Annotated in this window: 18 protein-coding genes, 1 tRNA gene and 1 pseudogene; 5 read left to right on the forward strand and 15 right to left on the reverse strand. The window is 63.9% G+C overall.

What is annotated here, in order from left to right; translation table 11 throughout:
- Nucleotides 1-757 precede the first annotated feature (757 nt).
- A complete protein-coding gene (locus WA237_RS09240) occupies nucleotides 758-1,756 on the forward strand; it encodes a GlxA family transcriptional regulator (protein WP_040618054.1) in 999 nt (332 codons plus the stop codon).
- Between the two features lie 102 nt (nucleotides 1,757-1,858).
- On the opposite strand, the gene WA237_RS09245 is transcribed toward WA237_RS09240, so the two are convergent.
- Nucleotides 1,859-4,372: a cation:proton antiporter gene (locus tag WA237_RS09245; RefSeq protein WP_336097475.1), complete on the reverse strand. Its 2,514-nt coding sequence runs from the start codon at nucleotides 4,370-4,372 to the stop codon at nucleotides 1,859-1,861.
- Between the two features lie 236 nt (nucleotides 4,373-4,608).
- Between WA237_RS09245 and WA237_RS09250 the strand changes: the two genes are divergently transcribed.
- Both WA237_RS09250 and WA237_RS09255 read left to right on the forward strand, forming a co-directional pair.
- Entirely contained in the window at nucleotides 4,609-5,085 is a 477-nt protein-coding gene (locus WA237_RS09250; protein ID WP_336097476.1) for a hypothetical protein, read from the forward strand.
- Entirely contained in the window at nucleotides 5,082-5,462 is a 381-nt protein-coding gene (locus tag WA237_RS09255) for a dienelactone hydrolase family protein (protein ID WP_336097477.1), read from the forward strand. The genes WA237_RS09250 and WA237_RS09255 overlap by 4 nt, the downstream gene beginning before the upstream one ends.
- 182 nt (nucleotides 5,463-5,644) lie before the next feature.
- Here WA237_RS09255 and WA237_RS09260 read toward each other — a convergent pair whose 3' ends face one another.
- The 11 genes and pseudogenes from WA237_RS09260 to WA237_RS09310 form a co-directional block, all read right to left on the reverse strand.
- Nucleotides 5,645-5,962, reverse strand: a complete 318-nt coding sequence (locus WA237_RS09260) for a type II toxin-antitoxin system RelE/ParE family toxin (RefSeq protein ID WP_336097478.1) — start codon at nucleotides 5,960-5,962, stop codon at nucleotides 5,645-5,647.
- A 4-nt stretch (nucleotides 5,963-5,966) separates the two neighbouring features.
- Nucleotides 5,967-6,221, reverse strand: a complete 255-nt coding sequence (locus tag WA237_RS09265) for a ribbon-helix-helix domain-containing protein (RefSeq protein WP_336097479.1) — start codon at nucleotides 6,219-6,221, stop codon at nucleotides 5,967-5,969.
- A gap of 709 nt (nucleotides 6,222-6,930) precedes the next feature.
- Nucleotides 6,931-7,059, reverse strand: a pseudogene (locus WA237_RS09270) (7-cyano-7-deazaguanine synthase); the annotation flags it as partial.
- A 601-nt stretch (nucleotides 7,060-7,660) separates the two neighbouring features.
- Nucleotides 7,661-7,750 (reverse strand) — tRNA-Ser (locus WA237_RS09275).
- A 61-nt stretch (nucleotides 7,751-7,811) separates the two neighbouring features.
- The gene (locus WA237_RS09280) at nucleotides 7,812-8,528 is read right to left on the reverse strand and encodes an alanyl-tRNA editing protein (RefSeq protein WP_336097480.1); all 717 of its coding nucleotides are present in this window, start codon (nucleotides 8,526-8,528) and stop codon (nucleotides 7,812-7,814) included.
- 3 nt (nucleotides 8,529-8,531) lie between these two features.
- A complete protein-coding gene (locus WA237_RS09285; RefSeq protein ID WP_336097481.1) occupies nucleotides 8,532-10,994 on the reverse strand; it encodes a DUF3772 domain-containing protein in 2,463 nt (820 codons plus the stop codon).
- A complete protein-coding gene (locus WA237_RS09290; protein WP_009814447.1) occupies nucleotides 10,991-12,022 on the reverse strand; it encodes a cysteine synthase A in 1,032 nt (343 codons plus the stop codon). Before WA237_RS09290 ends, WA237_RS09285 begins: the two co-directional genes overlap by 4 nt.
- 51 nt (nucleotides 12,023-12,073) lie before the next feature.
- Nucleotides 12,074-13,012 (reverse strand): NUDIX domain-containing protein, encoded by a 939-nt coding sequence (locus WA237_RS09295; RefSeq protein ID WP_336097482.1) that lies wholly within the window; start codon nucleotides 13,010-13,012, stop codon nucleotides 12,074-12,076.
- Between the two features lie 3 nt (nucleotides 13,013-13,015).
- Nucleotides 13,016-13,474: a TrgA family protein gene (locus WA237_RS09300; protein ID WP_336097483.1), complete on the reverse strand. Its 459-nt coding sequence runs from the start codon at nucleotides 13,472-13,474 to the stop codon at nucleotides 13,016-13,018.
- Nucleotides 13,475-13,583: 109 nt separating this feature from the next.
- Nucleotides 13,584-15,005, reverse strand: coding sequence for a cryptochrome/photolyase family protein (locus tag WA237_RS09305; protein ID WP_336097484.1), 1,422 nt, complete (start codon nucleotides 15,003-15,005; stop codon nucleotides 13,584-13,586).
- A gap of 57 nt (nucleotides 15,006-15,062) precedes the next feature.
- A complete protein-coding gene (locus WA237_RS09310) occupies nucleotides 15,063-16,289 on the reverse strand; it encodes an aminotransferase class V-fold PLP-dependent enzyme (protein ID WP_336097485.1) in 1,227 nt (408 codons plus the stop codon).
- Between the two features lie 398 nt (nucleotides 16,290-16,687).
- Between WA237_RS09310 and WA237_RS09315 the strand changes: the two genes are divergently transcribed.
- Together WA237_RS09315 and WA237_RS09320 are read left to right on the forward strand one after the other, a co-directional pair.
- Complete coding sequence (locus WA237_RS09315; RefSeq protein ID WP_336097486.1) at nucleotides 16,688-18,508, forward strand: BCCT family transporter; 1,821 nt, start codon at nucleotides 16,688-16,690, stop codon at nucleotides 18,506-18,508.
- Between the two features lie 155 nt (nucleotides 18,509-18,663).
- A complete protein-coding gene (locus tag WA237_RS09320; RefSeq protein ID WP_336097488.1) occupies nucleotides 18,664-19,155 on the forward strand; it encodes a DUF1203 domain-containing protein in 492 nt (163 codons plus the stop codon).
- A 69-nt stretch (nucleotides 19,156-19,224) separates the two neighbouring features.
- Here WA237_RS09320 and WA237_RS09325 read toward each other — a convergent pair whose 3' ends face one another.
- The 3 genes from WA237_RS09325 to hflC all read right to left on the reverse strand — a co-directional run bounded on the left by WA237_RS09325 (nucleotide 19,225) and on the right by hflC (nucleotide 21,960).
- On the reverse strand, nucleotides 19,225-20,649 hold the full coding sequence (locus WA237_RS09325; RefSeq protein WP_009814440.1) for a DegQ family serine endoprotease: 1,425 nt from the start codon (nucleotides 20,647-20,649) through the stop codon (nucleotides 19,225-19,227).
- A gap of 244 nt (nucleotides 20,650-20,893) precedes the next feature.
- Nucleotides 20,894-21,091 (reverse strand): DUF2065 family protein, encoded by a 198-nt coding sequence (locus WA237_RS09330; RefSeq protein ID WP_009814439.1) that lies wholly within the window; start codon nucleotides 21,089-21,091, stop codon nucleotides 20,894-20,896.
- Entirely contained in the window at nucleotides 21,088-21,960 is an 873-nt protein-coding gene (hflC, locus tag WA237_RS09335) for a protease modulator HflC (protein ID WP_336097489.1), read from the reverse strand. Before hflC ends, WA237_RS09330 begins: the two co-directional genes overlap by 4 nt.
- Nucleotide 21,961 lies beyond the last annotated feature (1 nt).

Raw genomic sequence — 21,961 nt, forward strand, 5'->3', positions numbered from 1 at the left:
GTCCCGTGCCGCGCTGTCTGCGCCGCCGGTGAGGGGGTATTTACGGTTAGACCCACAGAGTCGCAAGCCCCTTTTTCATCTTTTTTGATTTTTTTGTGACGGCCCGCGCCAAACGCCTGTTTCTTAGGGCTTTCGCGTAAAACGCGGGCTTTGCCCCCTCGGCGCACAAGCCTGCGTTGCGGGGGATCTGCGCGGGAAACCCCCGGATTTCGGCCCGAGTCGGGGCAAATCAGCGGGCAAATCACCCCCCGGAGGGCTCACTTTGAGCAAATCACCCCCAAATCGGGGGGCGATTCATTGGCAGAATCTTGAAAAAAACCTGACGGGCTCGGAAATGACCCTCCCGAGGCCTGATTTGGGGCGACTCGCCCGCCGAGCGGCAGGGTGAGTCATCGGGTCACCCGCCACCTCGCCCCCACCCCTCTCTATAGGGTCCTCTATAAGGCCCCCTATAAGGTCGCCTTCAAATGTCCCCTGAGGCCCCTTTCGCGGCGCTTTCTTTGCACTCTCTATAGACGCGTCTCTTTATAGAGGGAGAGACAGAGACCAGACCGGGGCGCGCGCACCGCCCTGCCCCGCCCCGCCCTGCCCCCACTATAGGTGCGACGGCGATTGCATTGGCTGCCCCGGCTCGGCACTAATAGGGATCGGCCCCAATCAGGCCCGACCCCGCCCTGTCCTTTGGCCCGTCCTTTGGGCCGCGCCGATGGCGTTGCAAATGGCTCGGCGGGGCAAGACCCAGGAAAGCAGACGACACGTGACCGACCAAGCCGCCTCCCCCGCCCCCGCATCGCCCTCTGAAGAGCGGCGGCCGAGGGTGTTCGAAATCCTGGTGGAACCCGGCTTTGCCCCGCTCGAGCTCGCCTCGATCATCTCGGTGCTGCAGACCGCCAATGAATTGCAGCCCGGTCTGCGCTTTGACTGGCATGTGACCTCGCCCACCCCGGGCCTCGTCAACAGCCGCTCAGACATGCTGGTCCGGGCCGAGCCCGCCATCGGCACCGATTACCTGCGCGACTATCTCTTTGTGGTGGGCGGCAGTGCCGGGCGGCCCGAGGCCTGGCTGCCCCGGGTCCGCGCCATGCAGAAACTGCAGCGCCCGGTCTTTCTTCTGTCCGAGGCGGCGCGCGACTATATCAAACTGGCCGCGCCGCTGTCCGGTCCGGTCACCGCCCATTGGCGCGATGCCCGCACCCTGACCGAGACCGGCGATTACCCGACGCTGAGCCAGGCGCTTGTTGAGAACAATTCCGGCATTCACACCTGTGCCGGCCGCGCCCATACCGCCGAGATCGTGATCCGGCTTCTGGCCGAGACGCTTTCGCCGCAATATTGCGCCGAGCTGACCAGCGCGATGATCCTCGAGACCGCCCGTGGCTTTTCCGGCGATCAGCCGAGCGGCGCGGGCCAGAACGCCAATTTCCTCGGCAGCCGTCTGGTCAAGGCCATCGCGGTGATGGAACAGAATATCGAGCACCCGCTGCGCACCGCCGAGATCGCCGATGAGGCGGGGATCTCGATCCGCCAGCTCGAGCGGCTCTTTCTCACCCATGTCCAGACGACGCCCGCGAAATATTACACGCGGCTGCGGCTCAAACAGGCGCGCAAGCTCGCCAGCGATACCAAGCTCACCTTTCTCGAGATTGCCATCGCCTGCGGCTTTTCCTCGTCCACCGCGCTCAGCAATGCGTTTCAGCGCGAATTTGGCCTCACCCCCCGGCAGGCGCGCAAGGGCGACAACGCGCCCTCGCGCTAGGATTTCGCCGGCTCGCGGCGGGCTGAAAGGGGCGCAAATCACCACTGTCGTTTTACCGCCGTATTACCGACGGGTTACCGACATGGCATTTTGGCCGGTTTCCTAGCTCGCGTCTTTCGCCGGGGGCAGGATGGTCGATGGCTCGATCCCGCGTTTCTCGGCGCTCTCGCGCACCGCCTTGCGCAGCGCCTTGCTCCGCCCGAGAAGCCGCCGGAACCGGTCTTCGTCCAGAACGAGAAGCGTCGTCGGCGCAATCGCCTTGGCCTCGGCGCGCACGGATTTCTGCATCAAGATGGCCATCTGCCCGAACATCTCGCCGCGCCCCAGCCGCCAGGTCTGGCCCGCGCTTTCCAGCTCGACCGCGCCCGAGGCGATAAAGAACACCCGCTTCGCCGCGCTGTCCTTGCGAATGATCGCCTCGCCGACATTGGCATAGCGCGTCTCGAGCCCCCGGGCCAATTGCCTCAGCGCCCGGTCGCTGAACTCGGCAAAGAGCGGGAACTGCCGCACCAAAGCCGTTCTTTGCAAGGCGATATCGAGCTTGGGCCGGGTCTCTGCCGCCGCCCGCCGCGCGCCAAGATCGGCCATCAGGGACATATAGACCTCGGCCCCGATCAGCCCGTCCTCGCGCATCATCATATATTCGCGCTCTTCGAGCCGCAGCGCCGTGCGCCGGATGAACCGCCGTTCCAGCTCTTCGGCATAGCCCGGATATTGCAGCCGCAACCCTTCGAGCGCGGTCTCCACCGCCTCGATCCGCCGCGACAACAGCTCATGCAAGAGCTCGGCCACCCGCCGGCCATGGATCCGCCGAATGCGCCCGTCGATAAAGCCGCCAAGGTCGCGCAGGATAAGCCGCTGCGACAGCATGAGCTCGAACCGGTCGGTGGTCATCTGCGCCAGCGGCGCCGAGATCCCCAGCCGCCGATTGAGCCAGACCGCCGCCCGAAACCCCTTGCCATAGGCCACGCTCCGCCGCGCCGCCCGCTGATAGCCGCTCCGCCCCTGACTGCGCGCCCCCTCGATGAGCCGCTCGGCATCCGACATGACCTTCTCGGCCATCCGCGCCGAAATCGTCCGCTCGCGGACCCGGTCGATGATCGTGTCGCGCTCGTGACCCGCCAGCACGATCAGGCCGAGCGCGATCCGGTCGCGGTCGAGAATATCGGCACTGTCCTCGGCGGTCTTCACCGCCTCGTCGAGCCGCTCGCCAAAGCGCTTGGCCTCGGATCGCACGATATCGCGGCTGAGGTCGTAATTCTCCGTGGTGCTGGCCAGATCCTCGCGCACGGTCTGCAGCGCCACCGCCACCACCTGCCGCGACAGCGCCTCGTCGATGGGCGACAGCCGGTCAAGCCCGAGCCGCCCGATCACCCAGCGCAGCGTCGTCCCCTGCACAATCAGGGTAAAGAGCGTGAACCCGGTGGCGAGAATGCCCACCACCCGCTGAATATCGCCGGGCACGCGAAAGCTCTCGGTCACCGCCAGCGCCAGCGCCAGTGTCACCGCCCCGCGCAACCCGCCCCAGAGGATGGCCACCCGATAGGGCCGATCGACCGGCGGCGACAGGCGCAGCCTTGCAAGCAGCGGCAAGAGGCCAAAGAGGATCACCATCCGCGCCACCACCGCCGCGACGATCACCACCGCCACCAACAGGATATCGCCAATCCGCACCTCTTCGAGAAGCCGCGGGATCAGCAGGGCCGCGAGAATAAAGATGAGCGCCCCGGCCCAATGCGCCAGCACCCCCCAGAGCTCGCGCAGATTGGTCCAGCTCTGCGGCGGCAACCGCCCCGGCGCCACGAGGTTGAGCGTCAGCCCTGCCGCCACCACCGCGATGACGCCCGAAGCCCCGACAATCTGCTCGGCCCCGATATAGGCGAGATAGGGCAAGGCCACCGACACCGAGATCTGCGCCAGCTCATGCCGGCCAAAGAGCGCCATGATCCAGACCGCAACCCGCGCACAGAGCCAGCCGGTGATCGCGCCCCCGGCAATCAACAGCGGAAACCGCAGCAGCGCATCGCCCAGTTCCGGGTCCGGCGTGCCGAGCATCACGAAGCCCATGAACAGACCAAAGAGCGCGATGGCCGCGGCGTCGTTCAAAAGGCTCTCGCCCTCGATGATCCGGGCCAGACGGCGCGGCGAGGAGATCGAGCGAAAGATCGAGACCACCGCCGACGGGTCCGTGGTCGACACGATCGCCCCGATGAGCAGACAGGCCGCCAGCGGCAGCGCGCTGACCCAGGCCAGCGCATAGCCGACGCTAAAGGTCGCCACCACGACCGCTACCACCGCCAACATGAGGATCGGCACCCAGTCATCGATCATCCGGCGCAGGTTCATGCCCAAGGTCGCCTGAAAGAGCAGCGTCGGCAGAAACACATAGAGGAAGACGTTCGACCGGATCGGCAGATCGAGAATCGCCTCCGCCACCGGGTTGAGCGCATCGGTCAGCTCGGTATGCAGGAAAAACGTGGCCCCGACCCCGATCAGCACGCCAAGAACCGCGAGGATCACGCTATAAGGCAGCCGCAACCGCGCCGCCAAAGGCTCGGCCGCGCCAATCACGAGGAAAAGCGACGCAATAATCGTGGTTATAAGAACGATATCCATAGGTCTGGATTACCAGAAGTAGCCGCCGACGCACCCCCGATTTTCTGTCGCAGGGCGTAGAAAAACGTCAATCTGCGCCCCTGCCTCTCTGAGCGGCACTGTGGCCCGATCGTGATGAGCATTGCGGCAGACGTCCCCAGACATCTGGCGGCTGTGGTTGCATTCCCCGGGCAGCTACTTCTTTACTGAGACGCAGGGACCTCGCGGGCCTTTTTGTGAAATTTTGGTTTGTTGAGATGAAATTTATTCGAATTCTTCTGATTTCAGCCGGCGTTGCCCTGATCCTGATCGCCCTCACCGGCACCGCGCTCCGGCTCAAGGACCGGGCCGATACGAAAAACGCATCCCTGCGGATGACCATCCTGCCCGAGGCCCGTTCACCGGGGCGATATACGGAAAGGCGCAACACCAGCTTTCCCGTCACACAGCCGCAGGTCTATGAGTTCACCCCCTCAGCCGCCATCCGTGACCGTGCCACTCGGCATTGGGGGGTCAATGGGATCACGCCGCGCAATTGGTACACGCTCGTCCCAGCCGCAACCTCCGACTTGCCGCTCGTCATCCTCCTGCACGGGGCGGGCCGCGACGGGTTGTCGATGATCGAGATGTGGCAAGAGGTCTCCGACCGGCACGGGGTGGCGCTCTTGGCGCCGAATTCCTTCGGCTCGACCTGGCCCTTCTCGGCGCCCAACCCCCGTTTCTCCTCGAGATGATCGAAGACCTGCAAACCCGCCATGCCATCGACCCGGCTCGGATCTATCTCTTTGGCCATTCAGACGGCGCGGCCTATGCCCAGCTCCTGCTCAATCGCAGCCAAGGCCCGTGGCAAGCCGCCGCGCTCCATGCGGGCTATCTCCCTGCCGAGGCCGTGCGCGCCCCCGACACGCCCAAGCCCTACCGGCTCTACCTCGGCGACCGCGACCATATCTTCCCGGTCGTAACGGCCCGTGACGCCGGTCAAGCCATGGCCCGAAACGGCCATGACAACAGCCTCATCCTCATCCCCGGCCACACCCATTGGTTCTACACGGCCGGGCCGGAGATTTCTTCGGATGCCTGGCAATGGCTCGATGCGATGCGTGAACGCTGAGCGGCCAGCGCCCAACGCTCGGACGGGCCAAGCCCCTAGAGCTATCGGGAAAATCTCAAAAAAAGGGGATAGTGGCGGAGGGGAAAGGACTGGATTCGGAAGTTCTCCATTTCTTGCGTAACGCCCCTCATATCGGCTGCGCAATCTTGCGCAAATCCGACACGCATTTGAACTTGGGCTGGTCAGCCAAGCCCGAAATCATCTCGGATGCGGTCGATCTGATGCATCCGCTCGTGCAGGATAGTCACGATCCCGATATCGCCATTCGAGAGATGACGCCAATAGACGAAATGGCGCTCATACCGAAAGAAGAAACCATCGACCCCGAAATCGGCCGGGATCGGTTTCGAGGCGACACCGTGGCCCGCGATTTTGTCGAAGGCAGCGAACAGACCGGTGATGTATTTCTCGGCCTGATCCTCGCCCCACCGGTCGCTTGTGTAGCGGTAGATGTCGTCGAGGCGGTGAGATGCCGCCTCCTGGATGCGAAAGGCGGGCACTTGGTCAGGACCGGTTCCGCGCGATCACATCATCCGCCGTCAGGGGCTGATAGCTCTCCTCCGGTGCGGCAAATGCGTGGGTCAGTTCGGCCCTCAACCGGTCGAAGGCTTCCGCCTCCACCCGTTCCTTGTCGCGCCGGATCAGGTCTCGGATGTATTCGCTAACGTTCTCATAAGCGCCATCGTCACCAGTATTCGCCGCGACGAAATCGTTGAGCGCGCCGCTGACGCGGACTGTCATTGTGGTCGTTTTTGACATGGCGTTTTCCTCTCGCCCAATACGTATTCAATATAACCAAAAAAGAACACACAACAAGTGGCCAGCAAATTGAGCGCCTTGCCAGGCAACGAGCCCCTGCGAATAAGAGGCCTTGCCGATTGACAGGCCCAAATCCAATGAAGTGAGCAACCAACTGACTTGCATACCTTTTTTAACTACGCATTCGTCCTCTTGCGGCCACGTGGGTCGTGCGAAAGGAGACGAAAATGCGAGAAACTTGCCTCAATCAGACCGAGCGGGGCAGTTCGGTGGAAGATCAGTCCCAGAACACTTGAGCGGTGGCGTTGGATCAACGAAGGTCCCCAATTCCTGAAAATCGGAGGCAGGGTGATCTACCGCCTCGAAGACATCGAAGCCTTCGAACGCGAAGCATTGAAGTCAGCGGAGGACGAAAGAGACGGTCGATAATCCGATTAGCTACGGTGGGATATACGCCAGTCAGAAAGCGGCTCCTATCTCCCGCTACCCCGATACGCCTAAAGCGGTCGAAAAAAGGGGCTACCTATGCGGTTCCCCCCCGACCGTCCGTACTTCCAAGTTAAGCGTCACAGCTACCGAGTTGACGCACGGCAACCAGCAATTCCGTAATCGCGTCCTCGGCCGCCTCGAGCTTGATCGCCACCATCAGGTTTCCCGCCCCGCCACGCGCTGGAAGCGATTATGGGGTACAGTGCGCCTCTTCTGTTTGGTCGCGATCCTTGCGGTGGCGTTGTCCGTAATCGAAGGAAACAAGCCGGGACAGGTTGCCGTCCCGCGCGATTAGATGGGCCAGCGACACGGAATCGAGCCCGCCCGAGCAGATGACTAAGGTTTTCATTTTTCAGTCCTTGTTTTGATAACCGGGCAGGCTGCGACCGGTGGCAGTGTGAATAGCGAACCACTGATCAAATGGCAACAATCGGAAGAATCCACAACTACCTGCCGAAATTTACCACAGCAAAGACAATCTCCCTTTGCGTAGTTCGGAGACGTTGGCTGCTTAGGTAAAGAGTAACCCGATGTAAGTCTTCCAGTGAGTTCCATTTCTTCGATCCTGTCGGCGAAGGTCGTGATACTGCGCATTTTAGCCCCCGTCGTGGCAGCAGCATTGAGTGAGCCACTGCGCCGAACGGCAGCATTGTCCCACCTTGGTTGAGTTCAGACTTCGCGCGGCGAACATTCGCCTTCCGTTCCTTCTCCGCGTGTGCCACTGGGATCGAAGTGTTTAGGATGCAGGGCGCAAACTATCATGATTTCAAAATCTTACAAGGTGTTCACCAAACCGACGCGGTCAACGCCTCTAGAGAAAATCGGGCTGAAGAGAATGAGTTCGGCACTGCAGCATCAACGCAAGTGCTCAGCCCCACCCGCATAACTCACGAAAACAACGGAAAAACCCGGCCGTGGCCGGATCAGGAGAACGCTTTCGCAGGGGTATCTGGCGGAGCGACAGGGATTCGAACCCTGGAGACGGTCTCCCGCCTACACACTTTCCAGGCGTGCGCCTTCGACCACTCGGCCACCGCTCCGTTGGGCTGCTAATAACGTCAGTTTCGGGGCCTCTGCAAGGGGGGGCGCGAAAAAACGCACCTAGCCCAGTGTGAGGGTCACACGACGGGTCCGGCGACCCCGGCTTTCGATGCGCGAAATGCGCAGATGACCGATCTCTCCGGTGCGTGCCACATGGGTGCCGCCACAGGGCTGCAGGTCGATCTGATCGCCCCCGGTGCCGATCCGCACGAGACGCACCCGGTCGACCCCGCGCGGCGGCATGGCGCCCACGGTCTTGATCAGCTGCGGGTTCTCGGCCAGCGCGGTCTGGGTGATCCACTCTTCCTCCACCGGCAGATCCCGGTCGACCGCCTCGTTGAGCAGCTCTTCGAGCGTCTCGACATCCGCCGAGGCCTCGCCCATGTCGAAATCGAGCCGCCCGCGCCCGTCGCCCACCGCGCCACCGACCACCGGCAGCGGGATCACCACCGACAGGATATGCAGCGCCGTATGCATCCGCATGTGGCGGTGGCGGCGCTCCCAATCGATGCGCTGTTCGAGATGCGCGCCCACCGGCGGCAGGCTGCGCGGCTCGGCCGGCACCAGCACCACCTGATCGCCCTCGCCCCGCACCGCCGTGGCAATGGTCATCTCGGACCGGTCCCAGCTCAACCGGCCGCTGTCGCCCGGCTGACCACCGCCCGCCGGATAGAACACCGTCTGATCGAGCACGATACCGCCCTCGGGCGTATGGGCCTCGACCCGCGCCCGCGCCTGCGCCGCATAGGCATCTTCGTGATAGAGCGCCCGCGTCATGACCTAGCGCCCATCGCCATCGGGATCGGCCTCGGCGCCCACATCGCCATCGGTGAGATGGACCGAGCCCGAGCGTTTCGCCGGGCTGGCCTCGTCCGCCGCGCCCTCGCCACTGGTCCAGCCCTTGCCCGTCTTGGGCCCCACCAGCGTCTCGGGGTTGCGCAGCCAGAGATCGCGCTGGGCAAAGGGCACTTCGATGCCTTCTTCGGTAAAGCGGCGGGCAATTTCGTGGTTCATGTCCGAATGCACGCTCAGCATCCAGTTCACATCGCGCAGGATCGCCCGCACTTCGAATTCGAGCGCATCGGCGCCGAAACTGCGGAAGATCACCGCTGGCGGCGGGTTGATCACCACCATCGGATGCGCCTCGGCAATCTCGCGCAGGATCGCCTCGACCTTGCGGGTGTCGGTGCCATAGGCCACGCCCACCGGCACGATGACCCGGCCCACGGTGTTGCCGCGCGTATAGTTGGTGACGGTGCCGCTGACGAGATCGGCATTGGGCACGATCACATCCGAGCGGTCAAAGGTCTCGATCCGGGTCGAGCGCACCGAGATATCCTTGACATAGCCATGCTGGCCGCCAACCTCGATCCAGTCGCCCTGGCTGATCGGCCGCTCGATCAGCAGGATGATGCCCGAGACAAAGTTCGACACGATGTTCTGCAGGCCAAAACCGATCCCGACCGAGAGCGCACCAGCCACCAGAGCGATATTGCTGAGGTCGATCCCGGCGCTGGTGATGGCGATGATCGCCGACAGGAAAATCCCGATATAGCCAAGGCCCGACACCACGGCGGTGCGGCCGCCCGCATCCATCCGCGTCTTGGGCAGGACGGTGTTGCGCAGCGTGCTTTGCAGGAACCTTGTGAGGATCACACCGAGGGTAAAGACGATGGCCAGCGTCATGAAGACCGAGGGCGAGATGGTGAGCCCGCCCACCGACATGCCGCGCATGAACTTGCCCCAGAGCTCGGTCAGATCGGTCAGCCGCGCGCCCCAGATGAGCGCAAAGACCGGCATCGACAAAAGCACCATGAGAAAGCCCAGGAGCACTGGCACCAGCTCGTCCGAGGTGCCATCGCGGTGCCGCGTGGCAAGCACATAGAGCTCGCCGATGATGCGCTGAACGACCAGCAGACCGCCCAGCACCATCAGCGACAGGAGAGACGGCAGCATGATCGCCGTCGCCGCCTTGAAATAGCCGACCGCCGCCAGCACCGGCGAGATCACCGCAAGGATCATCAGCACCCGCGCCAGAAGCTTGCTCAACCGGCTGCGATAGGTCTCGTTCTCTTCGTCCTGCGCCGTGCCCGTGCCCTGCCGGCCCAGCACCCGCGCCAGCCACAGAAGCAGCAGCCCGGCCACCACGATCACCGGGAAGAGAATGACGACCGAGGCCTCGGTGCTCCATTCGAGTTCCTCGGCCAGCGCATCGATGAAGTAGAAAATCGCGATGACCAGCCCGAGAAACGCGCCATAGACCCGCCCGGCCCGCCGGTCCGCCGCATTGAGCTGCAGCGGCAGGCGCTGCTGGTCGATCCGCGGGAAAATCCGCACCGAGAGCCAGCGCGCCACGAGAAAGATGAAAAACGCCGGCGCCAGCACCGCCAGCACAAGCTCGCTCGTCTCCCCGGTGAGCCCCCCGACCTCGAGCGCCGCGCTGGCAAAGACCAAGCCCAGATAGGGCACGACGATCTCGCCCACCGACACCAGCAGCGACACCAGCCATTGCAGCGGCGTGTTCTTGCGCAGCAGCAACAGCCGCACCAGCCGTTCGACCCAGAACCGGCTGCGGATCATGAACAACAGCCCGACCAGCACCACGAGGATCACGAAGGGCAGCTCGCTCATCACATCGGCGCGGCGCTCTTCGTCCTGAAACGGCGCACTGACCTCGGTGCCGACCTTGCCCACCGTGTCGAGGATGGCGCTGATCCCGACGCTCCAATTCGCCGGGTTGAGCGGCGACGGACCAAGCTCCAGAAGCTCGCGCGCCTGACGTTCGCGGATGATCGTATCGATGGATTTGATCAGCCCATCGGCCCGGCTAAAGGCCACTTCGGCGCGCTGCCGCGGGGCGCGCAACGTCGCAAGCTCTTCGGTCAGCCGCTCGCGCTGCTGGGCGATGGCCTGATCTTCGGTGCCCTCCTCGGGCTTGGCCCCCAGCGCATCGAGCTGCGCCTGCGCGGTCTCGATCGCCGCGCCATTGATCCGCTGCGCCGCCACGAAGACATCGCGCCACCCGGCCAGCTCGGCCCGCAGCTCTTCGAGCGCGGGCGACGACAGCCGCGCCTGCTCGACCGCCTCATCGGCCTTTTGGGCGAGCGTGTCCCAATCGTCGTAATCCGGCTCTGCCGGGGGTTGCTGCGCCTCGGCCACATCCGGCGCGACCAGGGTCATCGTCACGGCGACCGGCAGGGCCAGCGCCAGAACAAGGGCCAGCAGGCGCAGCAGTTTGATCATTCTTCAAACACCCCGGGGATCGAGCGCGGCGCTTCCGAGAGCCAGCCAGGCACCGGCAGGCCTTTCTCGCGCAGGAATTCGGGGTTGAAGAGTTTCGACTGATAGCGCGTGCCGTAATCGCACAGCGGCGTCACGATCGTGTGGCCCGGGCCCATTTCGCGGGCCATGCGGATCGCCCCGGCGACGTTGATCCCCGACGACCCGCCAAGGCAGAGCCCTTCTTCGGCCAGCAGGTCGAAAACGATGGGCAGCGCTTCGCTGTCGGGAATGTTCCAGGCCATGTCCGGCGTAAACCCTTCGAGATTGGCGGTGATCCGCCCCTGCCCGATGCCTTCGGTGATCGAAGACCCTTCGGATTTATGCTCGCCATGTTTGTAGAAATTATAAAGCGTCGCGCCATCGGGATCGGCGAGGCCGATCTTGACGCCCTTGGGCTGTAGCGCCATGCCGACCCCGGCCAGCGTCCCGCCCGAGCCCACGGCACAGACGAACCCGTCGACCTTGCCGCCGGTCTGTTCCCAGATTTCGGGGCCGGTGGTTTCGATATGGGCCTGCCGGTTGGCGACATTGTCGAACTGGTTGGCCCAGATCACGCCCTCATTGGAATGCCGCGCCATCTCTTCGGCCAGACGGCCGGAATAGCGCACATAATTGTTGGGGTTGCGATAGGGCGCGGCGGGCACTTGCACCAGCTCGGCCCCCGCCAGCCGGATCATGTCCTTCTTTTCCTGGCTCTGGGTCTCGGGGATCACGATGACCGTGCGAAACCCCATCGACGCGCCGACAAGCGCCAGACCGATGCCGGTGTTGCCCGCGGTGCCTTCGACAATCGTGCCACCGGGCTTGAGATCGCCGCGCGCCACCGCATCCTTGATGATATAGAGGGCGGCGCGGTCCTTGACCGACTGACCGGGGTTCAGAAATTCAGCCTTGCCCAGGATGTTACACCCTGTCTCTTCACTGGCCCGGCGCAGCCGGATGAGGGGTGTGTTGCCGACCGCAGCGGCCAAATCCTGTGCAATACGCATGTTGTCTCTCCAATTCCGTCCGCCCTGATGTAGGCCCCAGCATAGCGGAACTCAAGCGGATGCACGCAGCCTTTCACGTTCTCTTTGCAGCCACAGAAGCGACAGGATCAACGGCCCGTTGTCTGCCTCGCCACTGTCGAGCAACCCTTGCGCGACCTCATAGTCGATCACATGGGTGCGAATATCCTCATGTTCCGCATCAAGCCCGCCTTGCCCATGGCCCAGCTCGGGAAGATCGCACAAGCCGAGGAAGAGATGGAAATATTCGGTCGAGGCCCCGGGCGTGCAGTAATGCGAGCTGATCCGCTCGATCCCATAGAGCTCGACCCCCGCCTCCTCGCGCGCCTCGCGCCGGGCGGTGGCCTCGGGGCTCTCGCCGCCATCGACCCGGCCGGCAATCGGCTCGAGGATCCAGGGCCGCGGATCGCCCCGCCCATAGGGCCCCATGCGGAACTGCTCGACGAGCAGCACCCGGTCGCGCTTCGGGTCATAGGCCAGCAAAATCGCCGCATCGGTGGCGACAAATACCTCGCGGCGCAGCACATCGCTCATGCCACCGTCAAAGCGCGGATGCCGCAGCTCCATGGCGCGAAAGGTGAAAAACCCTTCGTGCATATTCTCCGACCGGATCAATTCGACCGTCTCGGCGCTTTGGTCGCTGCGCTGCGTCGCAGGCACCCCCGGTGCCGCCGCGATCCGCGCCGCCGCCCGCGACAGGATCATGCCCCGCCGCTGATAGAGCGTCTCGGGCGCAATCCGGCCAAAGCCGCCCATGATCTCCTGCGCCGCCAACCGCTCGAGCGCCCCGGCCCCGCCCTCTTCGGCATCGCCATAGCGTTCCCCCGACACATGGCTGAGGCCGGTGGCCCGCGCATAATGGTCGAGCCGCGCAATCTCGGTATCGCCGATCTCGGCCGGCGCACAGCCATTCAGCACGATGTCGCGCAGTTCCTTGTCGCCCAGAGGGCCATCAAGCTTGGGGGATGTCACAGATCAGCTCCAGCGCCGGTGCAGGGTTTCGGCCAGAAGACCTATCACGATGCCGCCCCCGATCAACAGCCCCAAGAGCGGCAGGTTCAGCAGGTAATAGGCATATTCGGTGGCGATCTCGAAAATCCCGGTCAGCGCGTCCATCAGACCTTTGTAATCGCGGTCGAGCGCATTGGCGAGCATCTGGTTGCAGCTATGGGCAAAGAGCACCCAGAACACCATCGCGCCGACCCCGGTGAGCCCGGTGCTGATCGCGTCGCTGAACCCGGTGCCGAGACGGCTGCCGATCACGGTCCAGCCGCAAAACAGGCCGATCGCCGCGTTCACATAGTTGAACCAGCCGAAATTCGTCTCGGGCGGCATGGTGGGGCGGACGATCTCCGACCCGATCCAGCCGATGGCCGCCAGGCAGAGCGCCGCCACCAGCCGCGCAATCGTGGGCATCTTGTCCGAGGGACGCATGGTGTGATTTCCTCGCCTGCCTGTCCTGTCCTCGCCCTCACTTTCGGGACAAGTCGCGCGTTGCGCAAGGGCGGCGATCACTTTTCGCGCGCTCTGTGGCGCGGGTGGCTCAACCGGGTTTGCGCGCCTCATAGGCCGCCAGCGCCGCCTGCCGCCCCTCTTTCAGCCCGACAATGGGACTGTCGGGATACCGACGCGATACCGACAGGTTCCAGCTTTGCGGAATCGCCTCGAAATAGGCCAGCGCCGTCTCGGGCGGCGCGTCCTGACCTTCGGCAATCCACGCCCGGCGATAGGCCCCGCCCTTGTCGAATTTCTCGGCCTGAGTGTCCGGGTTGAAGACCCGAAAGAACGGCGCCGCATCCGGCCCCGACCCGGCCACCCATTGCCAGCCGAGCGCGTTCGACGCCACATCCCAATCGGTCAGATGCTCCTCGAACCAGCGCTGCCCGACGTGCCAATGGGTCAATAAATGCTTGGTCAAATAGGAGGCGACCACCATCCGCGCACGGTTGTGCATCTTGCCGGTCACATACATCTCGCGCATCGCCGCATCGACGAATTCGACGCCCGTCCGCCCCTGTTTCCAGGCCAGGACCTCCGGGCTGTCCCCCGCCTCGCGCCATGGAAACCCGTCCCATTCCTCGCGCCAATTGCCCGAGACGAGACGCGGCGTGTGATAGATCAGGTGATAGGCAAACTCGCGCCAGACGAGCTCTTTCGCCCATGTCTCCGCCCCCGCCGCCCCCTCCTGCCGCGCCCGCATCGCCGCGTGCCAGCATTGGCGGATCGAGATCTCGCCAAGGCTCAGGTTTTCCGACAGGCCCGAGGTCCCCGCTTCGCCCGGCAGGTCGCGCCGCGCGCGATACTCCGCGATGCCCTGCGCCATGAACGCCCCGAGCCGCCCCTGCGCCGTGGCTTCGCCGACATGCTGATGCGGCAGGCAAACCGCCGCCCCGCGCTGCATCGCCGCCCCCAGCGCCCAGTCGTCCAGATCCTCGCTCTCGGGCCAATGCGCGGGCGCTGTGATCTCCGCAGGCGCCGTCAGCGGTGCCGCCACATCGCGCGACTTCACCGCGTTCCAATAGGGCGTGTAGACCTTGTAATAGCTGCCCTGCCCGGTCTCGACCTCCCAAGGCTCAAAGAGCAGATGCCCGGCATGGCTCTGCGCCTCGACCCCTGCCGCAACCAGCGTCTCTTTCACCCCCCGGTCGCGCGCAATGCTCTCGGGATCATAGGCCCGCGTCCAATAGACCGCGCCCGCGCCGGTCTCCTCGGCCAGCGCCATGAGAACCTCCGCCGCCTGCCCGCTGCGCAGGATGAGACGACTGCCTTTCTCGGCCAGCGCGCGGCCCATGGCCTCGATACCAAGCCCCAGACGCCATTTCGGTGCCGCGCCCATCTGCGCCATCTGATCATCGCGGATCATCACCGGGATCACCGGCCCGCCCCGCGCCACCGCCGCCCGCAGCGCCGGGTGATCGCTCAGCCGCAGATCGCGCCTGAGCCAGAGCAAGGTCGGATTGGTCACCGGGCGCGATCCTTTCTGGACTGGGTTCGTCCAGAGATAGGGCGCGGGCTTACCGGGTCAAAGAATATCGTCCAGCGCGTTGAGCAGCGCATCGATCTCATCGCGGCGCGTGTAATGCACGAAGCTCAGCCGCAGCACGCCGTGACCCGGATCGATCCCCAGCGCCTCGAGCGCGCGCACCGCATAGAAATCGCCGCCCCCCGCCATGATGCCCCGCGCCGCGAGCTGCTCTGCCGCTGCCTCGCCGTTCATGTGGCTCAGCGCAAGCGCCACGGTAGGCGCACGGCGTTCGGCCTGATCGGGCCCCAAAAGACGCACGGCATTACGCCCTTTCACCCCGTCCAGCAGAGGCTGCAACAGCGCCGCCTCATGGTCCCGCATGAGCTGATGCACCCCGTCACAGCGGCTCGCCGCATCGCCCGCGATCCCGTGATGCTCGGCCACCGCGTCGATATAATCGGCCATGCCGGCACAGGCCGCGATCTGCGCATGATCCGGCCCCGCCGGGGTGAATTTCTTGGTCAGGCTCTCGGCGTTGAAGTAATGCGCCTGATTGGGCAATTGCCGCGCCAGTTCACGGCGCATCACCATGATCCCCTGATGCGGGCCATAGGTCTTATAGGCCGAAAACAGGTAAATATCCGGCCCCATCATCCCGACATTGCAAAACCCGTGCGGCGCATAGCTCACCCCGTCGACACAGACAAAGGCCCCCGCCGCATGGGCGCGCGCGGTGATCTCGACCACCGGGTTTTCCTCGCCCACCACGTTCGAACAATGGGGAAAACAGACAAGCCGCACCTTCTCATCCAGCAGATCGTCGAGATCATCAGGGTCAAGATGCCCGGTCTCCGGGTTCATCTTCCATTCGCGGATCTCAAACCCTTCCTCGGCCAGCCGCCGCCACGGGCCGCTGTTGGCCTCATGATCCTGATTGGTGACGATGATCGCCTCGCCCTTCTCCATGAACCCGGCAAAAGCCCGCGCCAGCACATAGGTATTGGCGGTGGTCGACGGGCCAAAGCTCAGCTCGTCCTCGCCCACCCCCAGCAACCCCGCCAGCCGCGCGCGCGCCTCGTCCATCTCGGCCCCGCCGAGACGACTCGCCTCATAGGGCGCATAGGGCTGCACCTTGCGGGCGTTATAGAACCGCGTCAGCCGCTCGATCACCGGGCGGCATGTGTACGACCCACCGGCATTCTCGAAGAACGCCTGGCCCTTGAGGCTCGGCTCGTCAAAGGCCGGGAACTGACCACGCACATATTCAATATCCAACATTGCCATCTGACTGCCTTTCGTCTCTGTCGCCCGCCTCTCTTCTCAGCAGGCCAATTTCGTCTCGTGACAGAACCACCATTGCCCGCAGGGTGCAAGCCGAGGGGCCGCGCGCGGGGTTTGATCTGGGCAGAACCGCCCAAGCTGACCCGACGGCAATTCAAGAAATCCGAAGAAAATTGTAGAAATATGAAATTTACTCCAATTTAAGCCGGTTTTAACCTTGGCTCAGGTCGCTTATAGATACGGAAGCGCCGTTCACCGCCACATGACGGCATGGGCCGCATGGAAGACTATGCGCCACTGACCAAATTCCCTCTCCGCCGGCAGCCTTTCAAAAAGGGAGGAACAGGCTGCCCGAGAGAGACGTTAACCAGAAAAATCCTAACAAATAGGGGACAGAAGGTATGAGTGTAAAACCGCCTTTTACCGATCTCGAGATCAAGACACAGGATTCGGGATTCTACGAAAACAACAGCCTGCCCATCGCACTGGTCTCCAAGGGGATCATGGTTTTGCTGGTGGTCTGGGCGCTGGCCTTCCCGGCCAATGCCAATGGCATGCTGGGCAAGATCAACGGCGCACTGCTCCAGTATTTCAACCAGTTCTACATCGTGATCGTCGGCTTCTTTGCCTTCTTCCTGCTGGTGCTGGCGATTCTTCCCGCCACCGGAAGCAAGCTGATGGGCACCGAGGGCGAAAAGCCCGAGTTCTCGACCTTCTCGTGGTTCTCGATGATGTTCGGTGCCGGTCTCGGCGTCGGTCTGATGGTCTTTGCCACCGCCGAGCCGCTCGGCCTGTGGGGCTCGAACCCGCTGGTGATCGCCGGCGAGGTTGCGCCCAACACCGAAGAGGCGCTCACCGGGGCCTATCGCTGGACCTTTGCGCATTACGGCTTTCACGCCTGGTCGATCTATGTGGTGACCGGGCTCTGCCTGGCTTATTACGCCTATACCCGTGACATGCCGCTGACGATCCGCTCGGCGCTGACGCCGATCTTTGGCAGCGCGCTGAACGGCTTTCTCGGCCATGTGTTCGACGTGCTCGGCGTGGTTGCCACGATCCTCGGCGTGTCGGTCACCATCGGCTTTGGCGTGAGCCAGTTCGTCGACGGTCTCTATGCCATCACCGGCATGGAGTGGATGGTCAGCACGGACGAGGTTCCGGTGCCCACGAAAACCGGCCTGATCGCCGCGCTTCTGGCCATCATGTTCCTGTCGATCCTGTCGGCGGTTTCGGGCGTGGGGCGTGGGGTGAAATACCTGTCGAACCTCAACCTCGTGCTGTCGCTGATCCTGCTGGCAACCTTCGTGGTCTTTGGCTCCTTTGCCTTTGCCATGACGACCTATGGCTCGGCTCTGGTGGATTACATCCTGAACTTCGCCTCGCTGAGCTTCAACGCCTATGGCCCGCAATCGGCCGACGCCTTCGCCGCAGCCCTGCCCGAAGCCGCCCGCCCGCTCGCCGATCAGCTCTATGCCGGCGCCACCAACCCCTGGGGCAGCTTTGCAGGCTTCACCGGTGGTCTTGAGGGCGCCGCAGCCGAGCTCGACGAAGCCACACTCGCCGCCGTCTACGAGGCGGGCAACGCCGGTCGCCAATTCGCTTGGCAGTCGGGCTGGACCACTTTCTACTGGGCCTGGTGGATTGCCTTCTCGCCCTTCGTCGGTCTCTTCCTGGCGCGGATCTCCAAAGGCCGCACCGTGCGCGAGTTCATCATCGGCTGCGTTCTCGCACCGGCGCTGGTCTGCTTTGCCTGGATGACCATCCTCGGCGGCACGGCGATCGACCTCGAACTTTCCGGCGTGGCCGAAGGCGCGATCACCGGCGCATCGCAAACCAATCAGCTCTTCGCGACGCTCGGTCAGATGATCGACGGCGGCCTACTGCAGGGTCTGACGGTGATGTGCGTGGTGCTGATCATGACCTTCCTCGTGACCTCGGCCGACTCGGGCATTCTCGTGATGAACACGATCATGTCGGGCGGCAGCCAGGAAACCTCGATCCGTCACCGCATCGTCTGGGGCATCATCCTGACGCTGGTGATCGGCACGCTAATCCTGGCGGCGGGCGAAAACAACCCGCTCGACGCGCTGAAAAACGCGATGATCATCGGCGCGCTGCCCTTCACCATGGTCATGGGCCTGATGTGCATCTCGCTGATCAAGGCGCTCTGGATGGACAACAAGCGCGAGAAATACGGCGTGGCCGAACAGCCGGCGGAATAACCCCCGCCCCCATGCCATCGGCCTTGAACGGCGCCGCCTCTCGCGGCGCCGTTTTTCTTTGGTCCAAAGCCTCGCCGCATTTGCGCAGGAACCGGGTCGCCCGAGGGCGGCAGCCCCGCCAGATTGGCCGTGCGACCGCCATAGGAGCCCCGCCCATGTCCTTTCAGTCCTTTCAGATCACCGCCCTGCCCCGCGCCCGCTTTGCGCCGCTCTTCGCCCTCACCGACGCCGCGCTGGCGAAACGCGCCATCCACCGCGTCACCGCCGAGGCCGATCATGGCTACCCCTGCCGGATCAGCCTCGAGGACGCGCGCGCCGGTGAAACGCTGCTCTTGCTGAACTATCAGCATCTCGACATCGCCTCGCCCTATGCGGCGCGCCACGCGATCTACCTGCGCGAAACCGCGCCCGAGGCCCGCCCCGCCCCGGGCGACATCCCCCCGGCGCTCTCCTGCCGGATGCTGTCGCTGCGCGGCTTTGACGAGGCGGGCATGATGCAGGCGGCAGAGCTCGCCCAGGGCGGCGATTGCGGGCCGATCCTGACCGCGCTGCTCGCCCGGCCCGACATCGCCTTTGTCGATCTGCACAATGCCGCGCCCGGCTGTTTTGCCGCCCGCGCCTATCCATGCGAAGCTACGGGACACTGACGCGAAAAAGGCGCCGCTCGCGCGACGCCTTCCCCGTTGCTGGCTTGTAAAGCCGCTGCCCCTCGACCGTTACTCGTCGTCCAGCGACAAGGCCACGAAACGCGGCTCGCCGGACCGACGCACCAGAAGCAGCAGCGATTTGCGCCCCGCCTCTTTCGCGTCTTCGATACGGGTTTCGAAATCTTCGACCGTGGCCAGGCTCTGCTGGCCGGCTTCGGTGATCACATCGCCGCCCCGGAGACCCTTTTCATAGGCCTCGCTCTCGGGATCGACATCACGTACCACGAGACCATTGGCCTCGGGCTTGAGATCCAGTTGCTGACGCAGCTCATCGCTCATCTCGCTGAGCGTCAGACCCAGAACATCGCGCTCCACCGGGGCGGGATCTTCGGCATCTTGCGTCTGCGCGGCGGGCACGGTGCCCTCGGCCTCTTCACGACGGCCCAGCGTCACCTTGAGTGTCGTCGTCTTGCCGTCGCGGAACACCACGACGCGCACCGCCTTGCCGACCTCGGCATTGCCAACGCGCCGGACGAGACCGCGGGTGTCTTCGACATCCTTGCCGTCAAAGCTCAGGATCACGTCGCCGGATTTCATGCCGCCGTCCATCGCCGGGCCTTCCGGCACATCGGTGACCAGCGCGCCGCGCGCCTGTTCAAGCCCGATCGCCTCAGCCACATCCTCGGTCACGTCCTGAATGCGCACCCCAAGCCAGCCACGGCGGGTCTCGCCGAACTCCTTGAGTTGTTCGACCACGCGGGTCACCACATTCGACGCCATCGAAAAGCCGATCCCGATCGAGCCGCCATTGGGGCTCAGGATCGCGGTGTTCACGCCGACAACCTCGCCGCTCATGTTGAACAGCGGCCCGCCCGAGTTGCCCCGGTTGATCGCGGCATCGGTCTGAATATAGTCGTCATAGGTGCCGCTCAGCGCGCGATTGCGGGCCGAAACGATCCCGGCCGAGACCGAGAATCCCTGGCCGAGAGGGTTGCCCATGGCCATCACCCAATCGCCAACCCGCGCCGTGTCACTGTCGCCAAAGCTGACAAAAGGCAGCGGCCCATCCGCCGTGACCTTGAGCAGTGCAATATCGGTCTTGGGGTCGGTGCCGATCACCTCGGCCTTGAGCTCGCCGCCCTCGTAGAACTCGATGATGATCTCATCGGCGCTCTCGATCACATGGTTGTTGGTGACGATGAACCCGTCCTCGCTGATGACAAAGCCCGAGCCCAGCGCCGAGGTCCGGCGCGGCTGATCTTCGCCGCCATTGCGATCCCGGAACTCGCGAAAGAAATCCTCAAAGGGCGAGCCTTCGGGCACCATGGGAAGCGTGTCGGTATTCGCGGCGACCACGGTCGAGGTGGTGATATTGACCACCGCCGGGCTGACCTTCTGGGCCAGATCGGCAAAGCTCTCGGGGCGGGCCTGCGCCGCGAGGGTCTGTGCCAGCACCAGGGCCAGGGCGACAGCCCAGAACCACAGGGCGCGCATGGCGCTCGTCGTTTCATGTTTCGCGGTTAGGGCAAGGGCTCTCACGCTTTCCTCCTCTTGAAAACTGCCAGCTCATCTTGCCGAAGATCGGTCTCCGATCCGTCTCCGGCCGATGTCTCTCGTCTCTATGTAGGGTGTCATCCAAAGATAACAAAGTCACAATGGTCCAGTCACGACGCTGTGAAGCCCACGCCTCGGCAAAACCGCGCCGGTTGTGCGCCCTGGCCCCACAGAACCGCCGGGCTCACGCCCCGAGGCTCTTGCCGAGCCAGATCAGAACAAGCCCCAGCGCCATCGCAGCCAACCCCATCAGACGCCGCTGGTCAATCGGCAGTTGCCGCAACACCACCAACATCCGCTCAATAAGCGAAGGGGCCAGCGCATAGGCCAGCCCCTCCACCAATAAGACAAGCCCGAGGGCAAGTGCGGCAACCCCGATCATTGCCGGGGGCTGTCGCTCTTGAAGTAGTTAAAGAACTCGCTGTCCGGCGACAGAACCATGGTCGAGTTCTCGCCCTTGAGCGCCTCGCGATAGGCATTGAGCGAACGGTAGAATTCAAAGAATTCTTCATCCGCGCCAAAGGCCTCGGCAAAGATGGCGTTGCGCTTGGCATCGGCCTCACCCTGGATGATCTCGGCCTGACGCTTGGCGTCCGACACGATCTCGACCTGGGTCCGGTCGGCCTGGGCACGCACCCGCTGCGCCGCCTCGTTACCGCGCGCCACCTCGTCCGCGGCTTCGCGTTCGCGCTCGGCCCGCATCCGGGCAAAGGTCGCTTCGAGGTTCTCGCGCGGCAGGTCGGTCCGCTTGAGCCGCACGTCGATGATCTCGACCCCGAGCGCCTGCGCGTCCCGAATGGCCACGTTACGAATCCGCAGCATGAGAGCCGCCCGGTCCGTGCTCAGAATATCGTTCGAGCTGACCGACCCGAGGATTTCCCGCGTCTTGGCGCGCAGGATGGAATCGAGCCGCTGCTCGGCGAGCGGAATGCCCCCGGCACCGACCGCCTGACGGAAGGTCTGCACATCGCGGATCCGGTAGCGGGCAAAGGCATCGACCACCAGACGACGATCGTCGAGCGGCGTCACCTCGAGAGGCCCGACATCGCGGCTCAGGATACGGTCGTCATAGCGCACCAGCTCCTGCACCAGCGGGATCTTAAAGCCGAGACCGGGGTCTTCCTTGACCTTGACCACCTTACCAAACTGCATGACGAGAACTTTTTCACGCTCGTCCACGATAAAGATCGAGGATAGGGCACCGATGATGACGATCACGAGGATCGGGAAAAGATACTTCAACTTGCTCATC

Source organism: Roseovarius sp. CH_XMU1461 (genome assembly GCF_037027165.1).
GTDB classification, from domain to species: Bacteria; Pseudomonadota; Alphaproteobacteria; order Rhodobacterales; family Rhodobacteraceae; genus Roseovarius; species Roseovarius nubinhibens.

Excerpts from the sequence above, each read along its gene's own strand:
- WA237_RS09245 (WP_336097475.1), bottom strand. The coding sequence starts at position 4,372 with ATGGATATCGTTCTTATAACCACGATTATTGCGTCGCTTTTCCTCGTG.
- WA237_RS09330 (WP_009814439.1), bottom strand. The coding sequence starts at position 21,091 with ATGATCGGGGTTGCCGCACTTGCCCTCGGGCTTGTCTTATTGGTGGAG.
- WA237_RS09255 (WP_336097477.1), top strand. The coding sequence starts at position 5,082 with ATGATCGAAGACCTGCAAACCCGCCATGCCATCGACCCGGCTCGGATC.
- WA237_RS09325 (WP_009814440.1), bottom strand. The coding sequence starts at position 20,649 with ATGCGCGCCCTGTGGTTCTGGGCTGTCGCCCTGGCCCTGGTGCTGGCA.
- WA237_RS09320 (WP_336097488.1), top strand. The coding sequence starts at position 18,664 with ATGTCCTTTCAGTCCTTTCAGATCACCGCCCTGCCCCGCGCCCGCTTT.
- WA237_RS09310 (WP_336097485.1), bottom strand. The coding sequence starts at position 16,289 with ATGGCAATGTTGGATATTGAATATGTGCGTGGTCAGTTCCCGGCCTTT.
- WA237_RS09250 (WP_336097476.1), top strand. The coding sequence starts at position 4,609 with ATGAAATTTATTCGAATTCTTCTGATTTCAGCCGGCGTTGCCCTGATC.
- WA237_RS09300 (WP_336097483.1), bottom strand. The coding sequence starts at position 13,474 with ATGCGTCCCTCGGACAAGATGCCCACGATTGCGCGGCTGGTGGCGGCG.
- WA237_RS09315 (WP_336097486.1), top strand. The coding sequence starts at position 16,688 with ATGAGTGTAAAACCGCCTTTTACCGATCTCGAGATCAAGACACAGGAT.
- WA237_RS09265 (WP_336097479.1), bottom strand. The coding sequence starts at position 6,221 with ATGTCAAAAACGACCACAATGACAGTCCGCGTCAGCGGCGCGCTCAAC.
- hflC (WP_336097489.1), bottom strand. The coding sequence starts at position 21,960 with ATGAGCAAGTTGAAGTATCTTTTCCCGATCCTCGTGATCGTCATCATC.
- WA237_RS09285 (WP_336097481.1), bottom strand. The coding sequence starts at position 10,994 with ATGATCAAACTGCTGCGCCTGCTGGCCCTTGTTCTGGCGCTGGCCCTG.
- WA237_RS09290 (WP_009814447.1), bottom strand. The coding sequence starts at position 12,022 with ATGCGTATTGCACAGGATTTGGCCGCTGCGGTCGGCAACACACCCCTC.
- WA237_RS09280 (WP_336097480.1), bottom strand. The coding sequence starts at position 8,528 with ATGACGCGGGCGCTCTATCACGAAGATGCCTATGCGGCGCAGGCGCGG.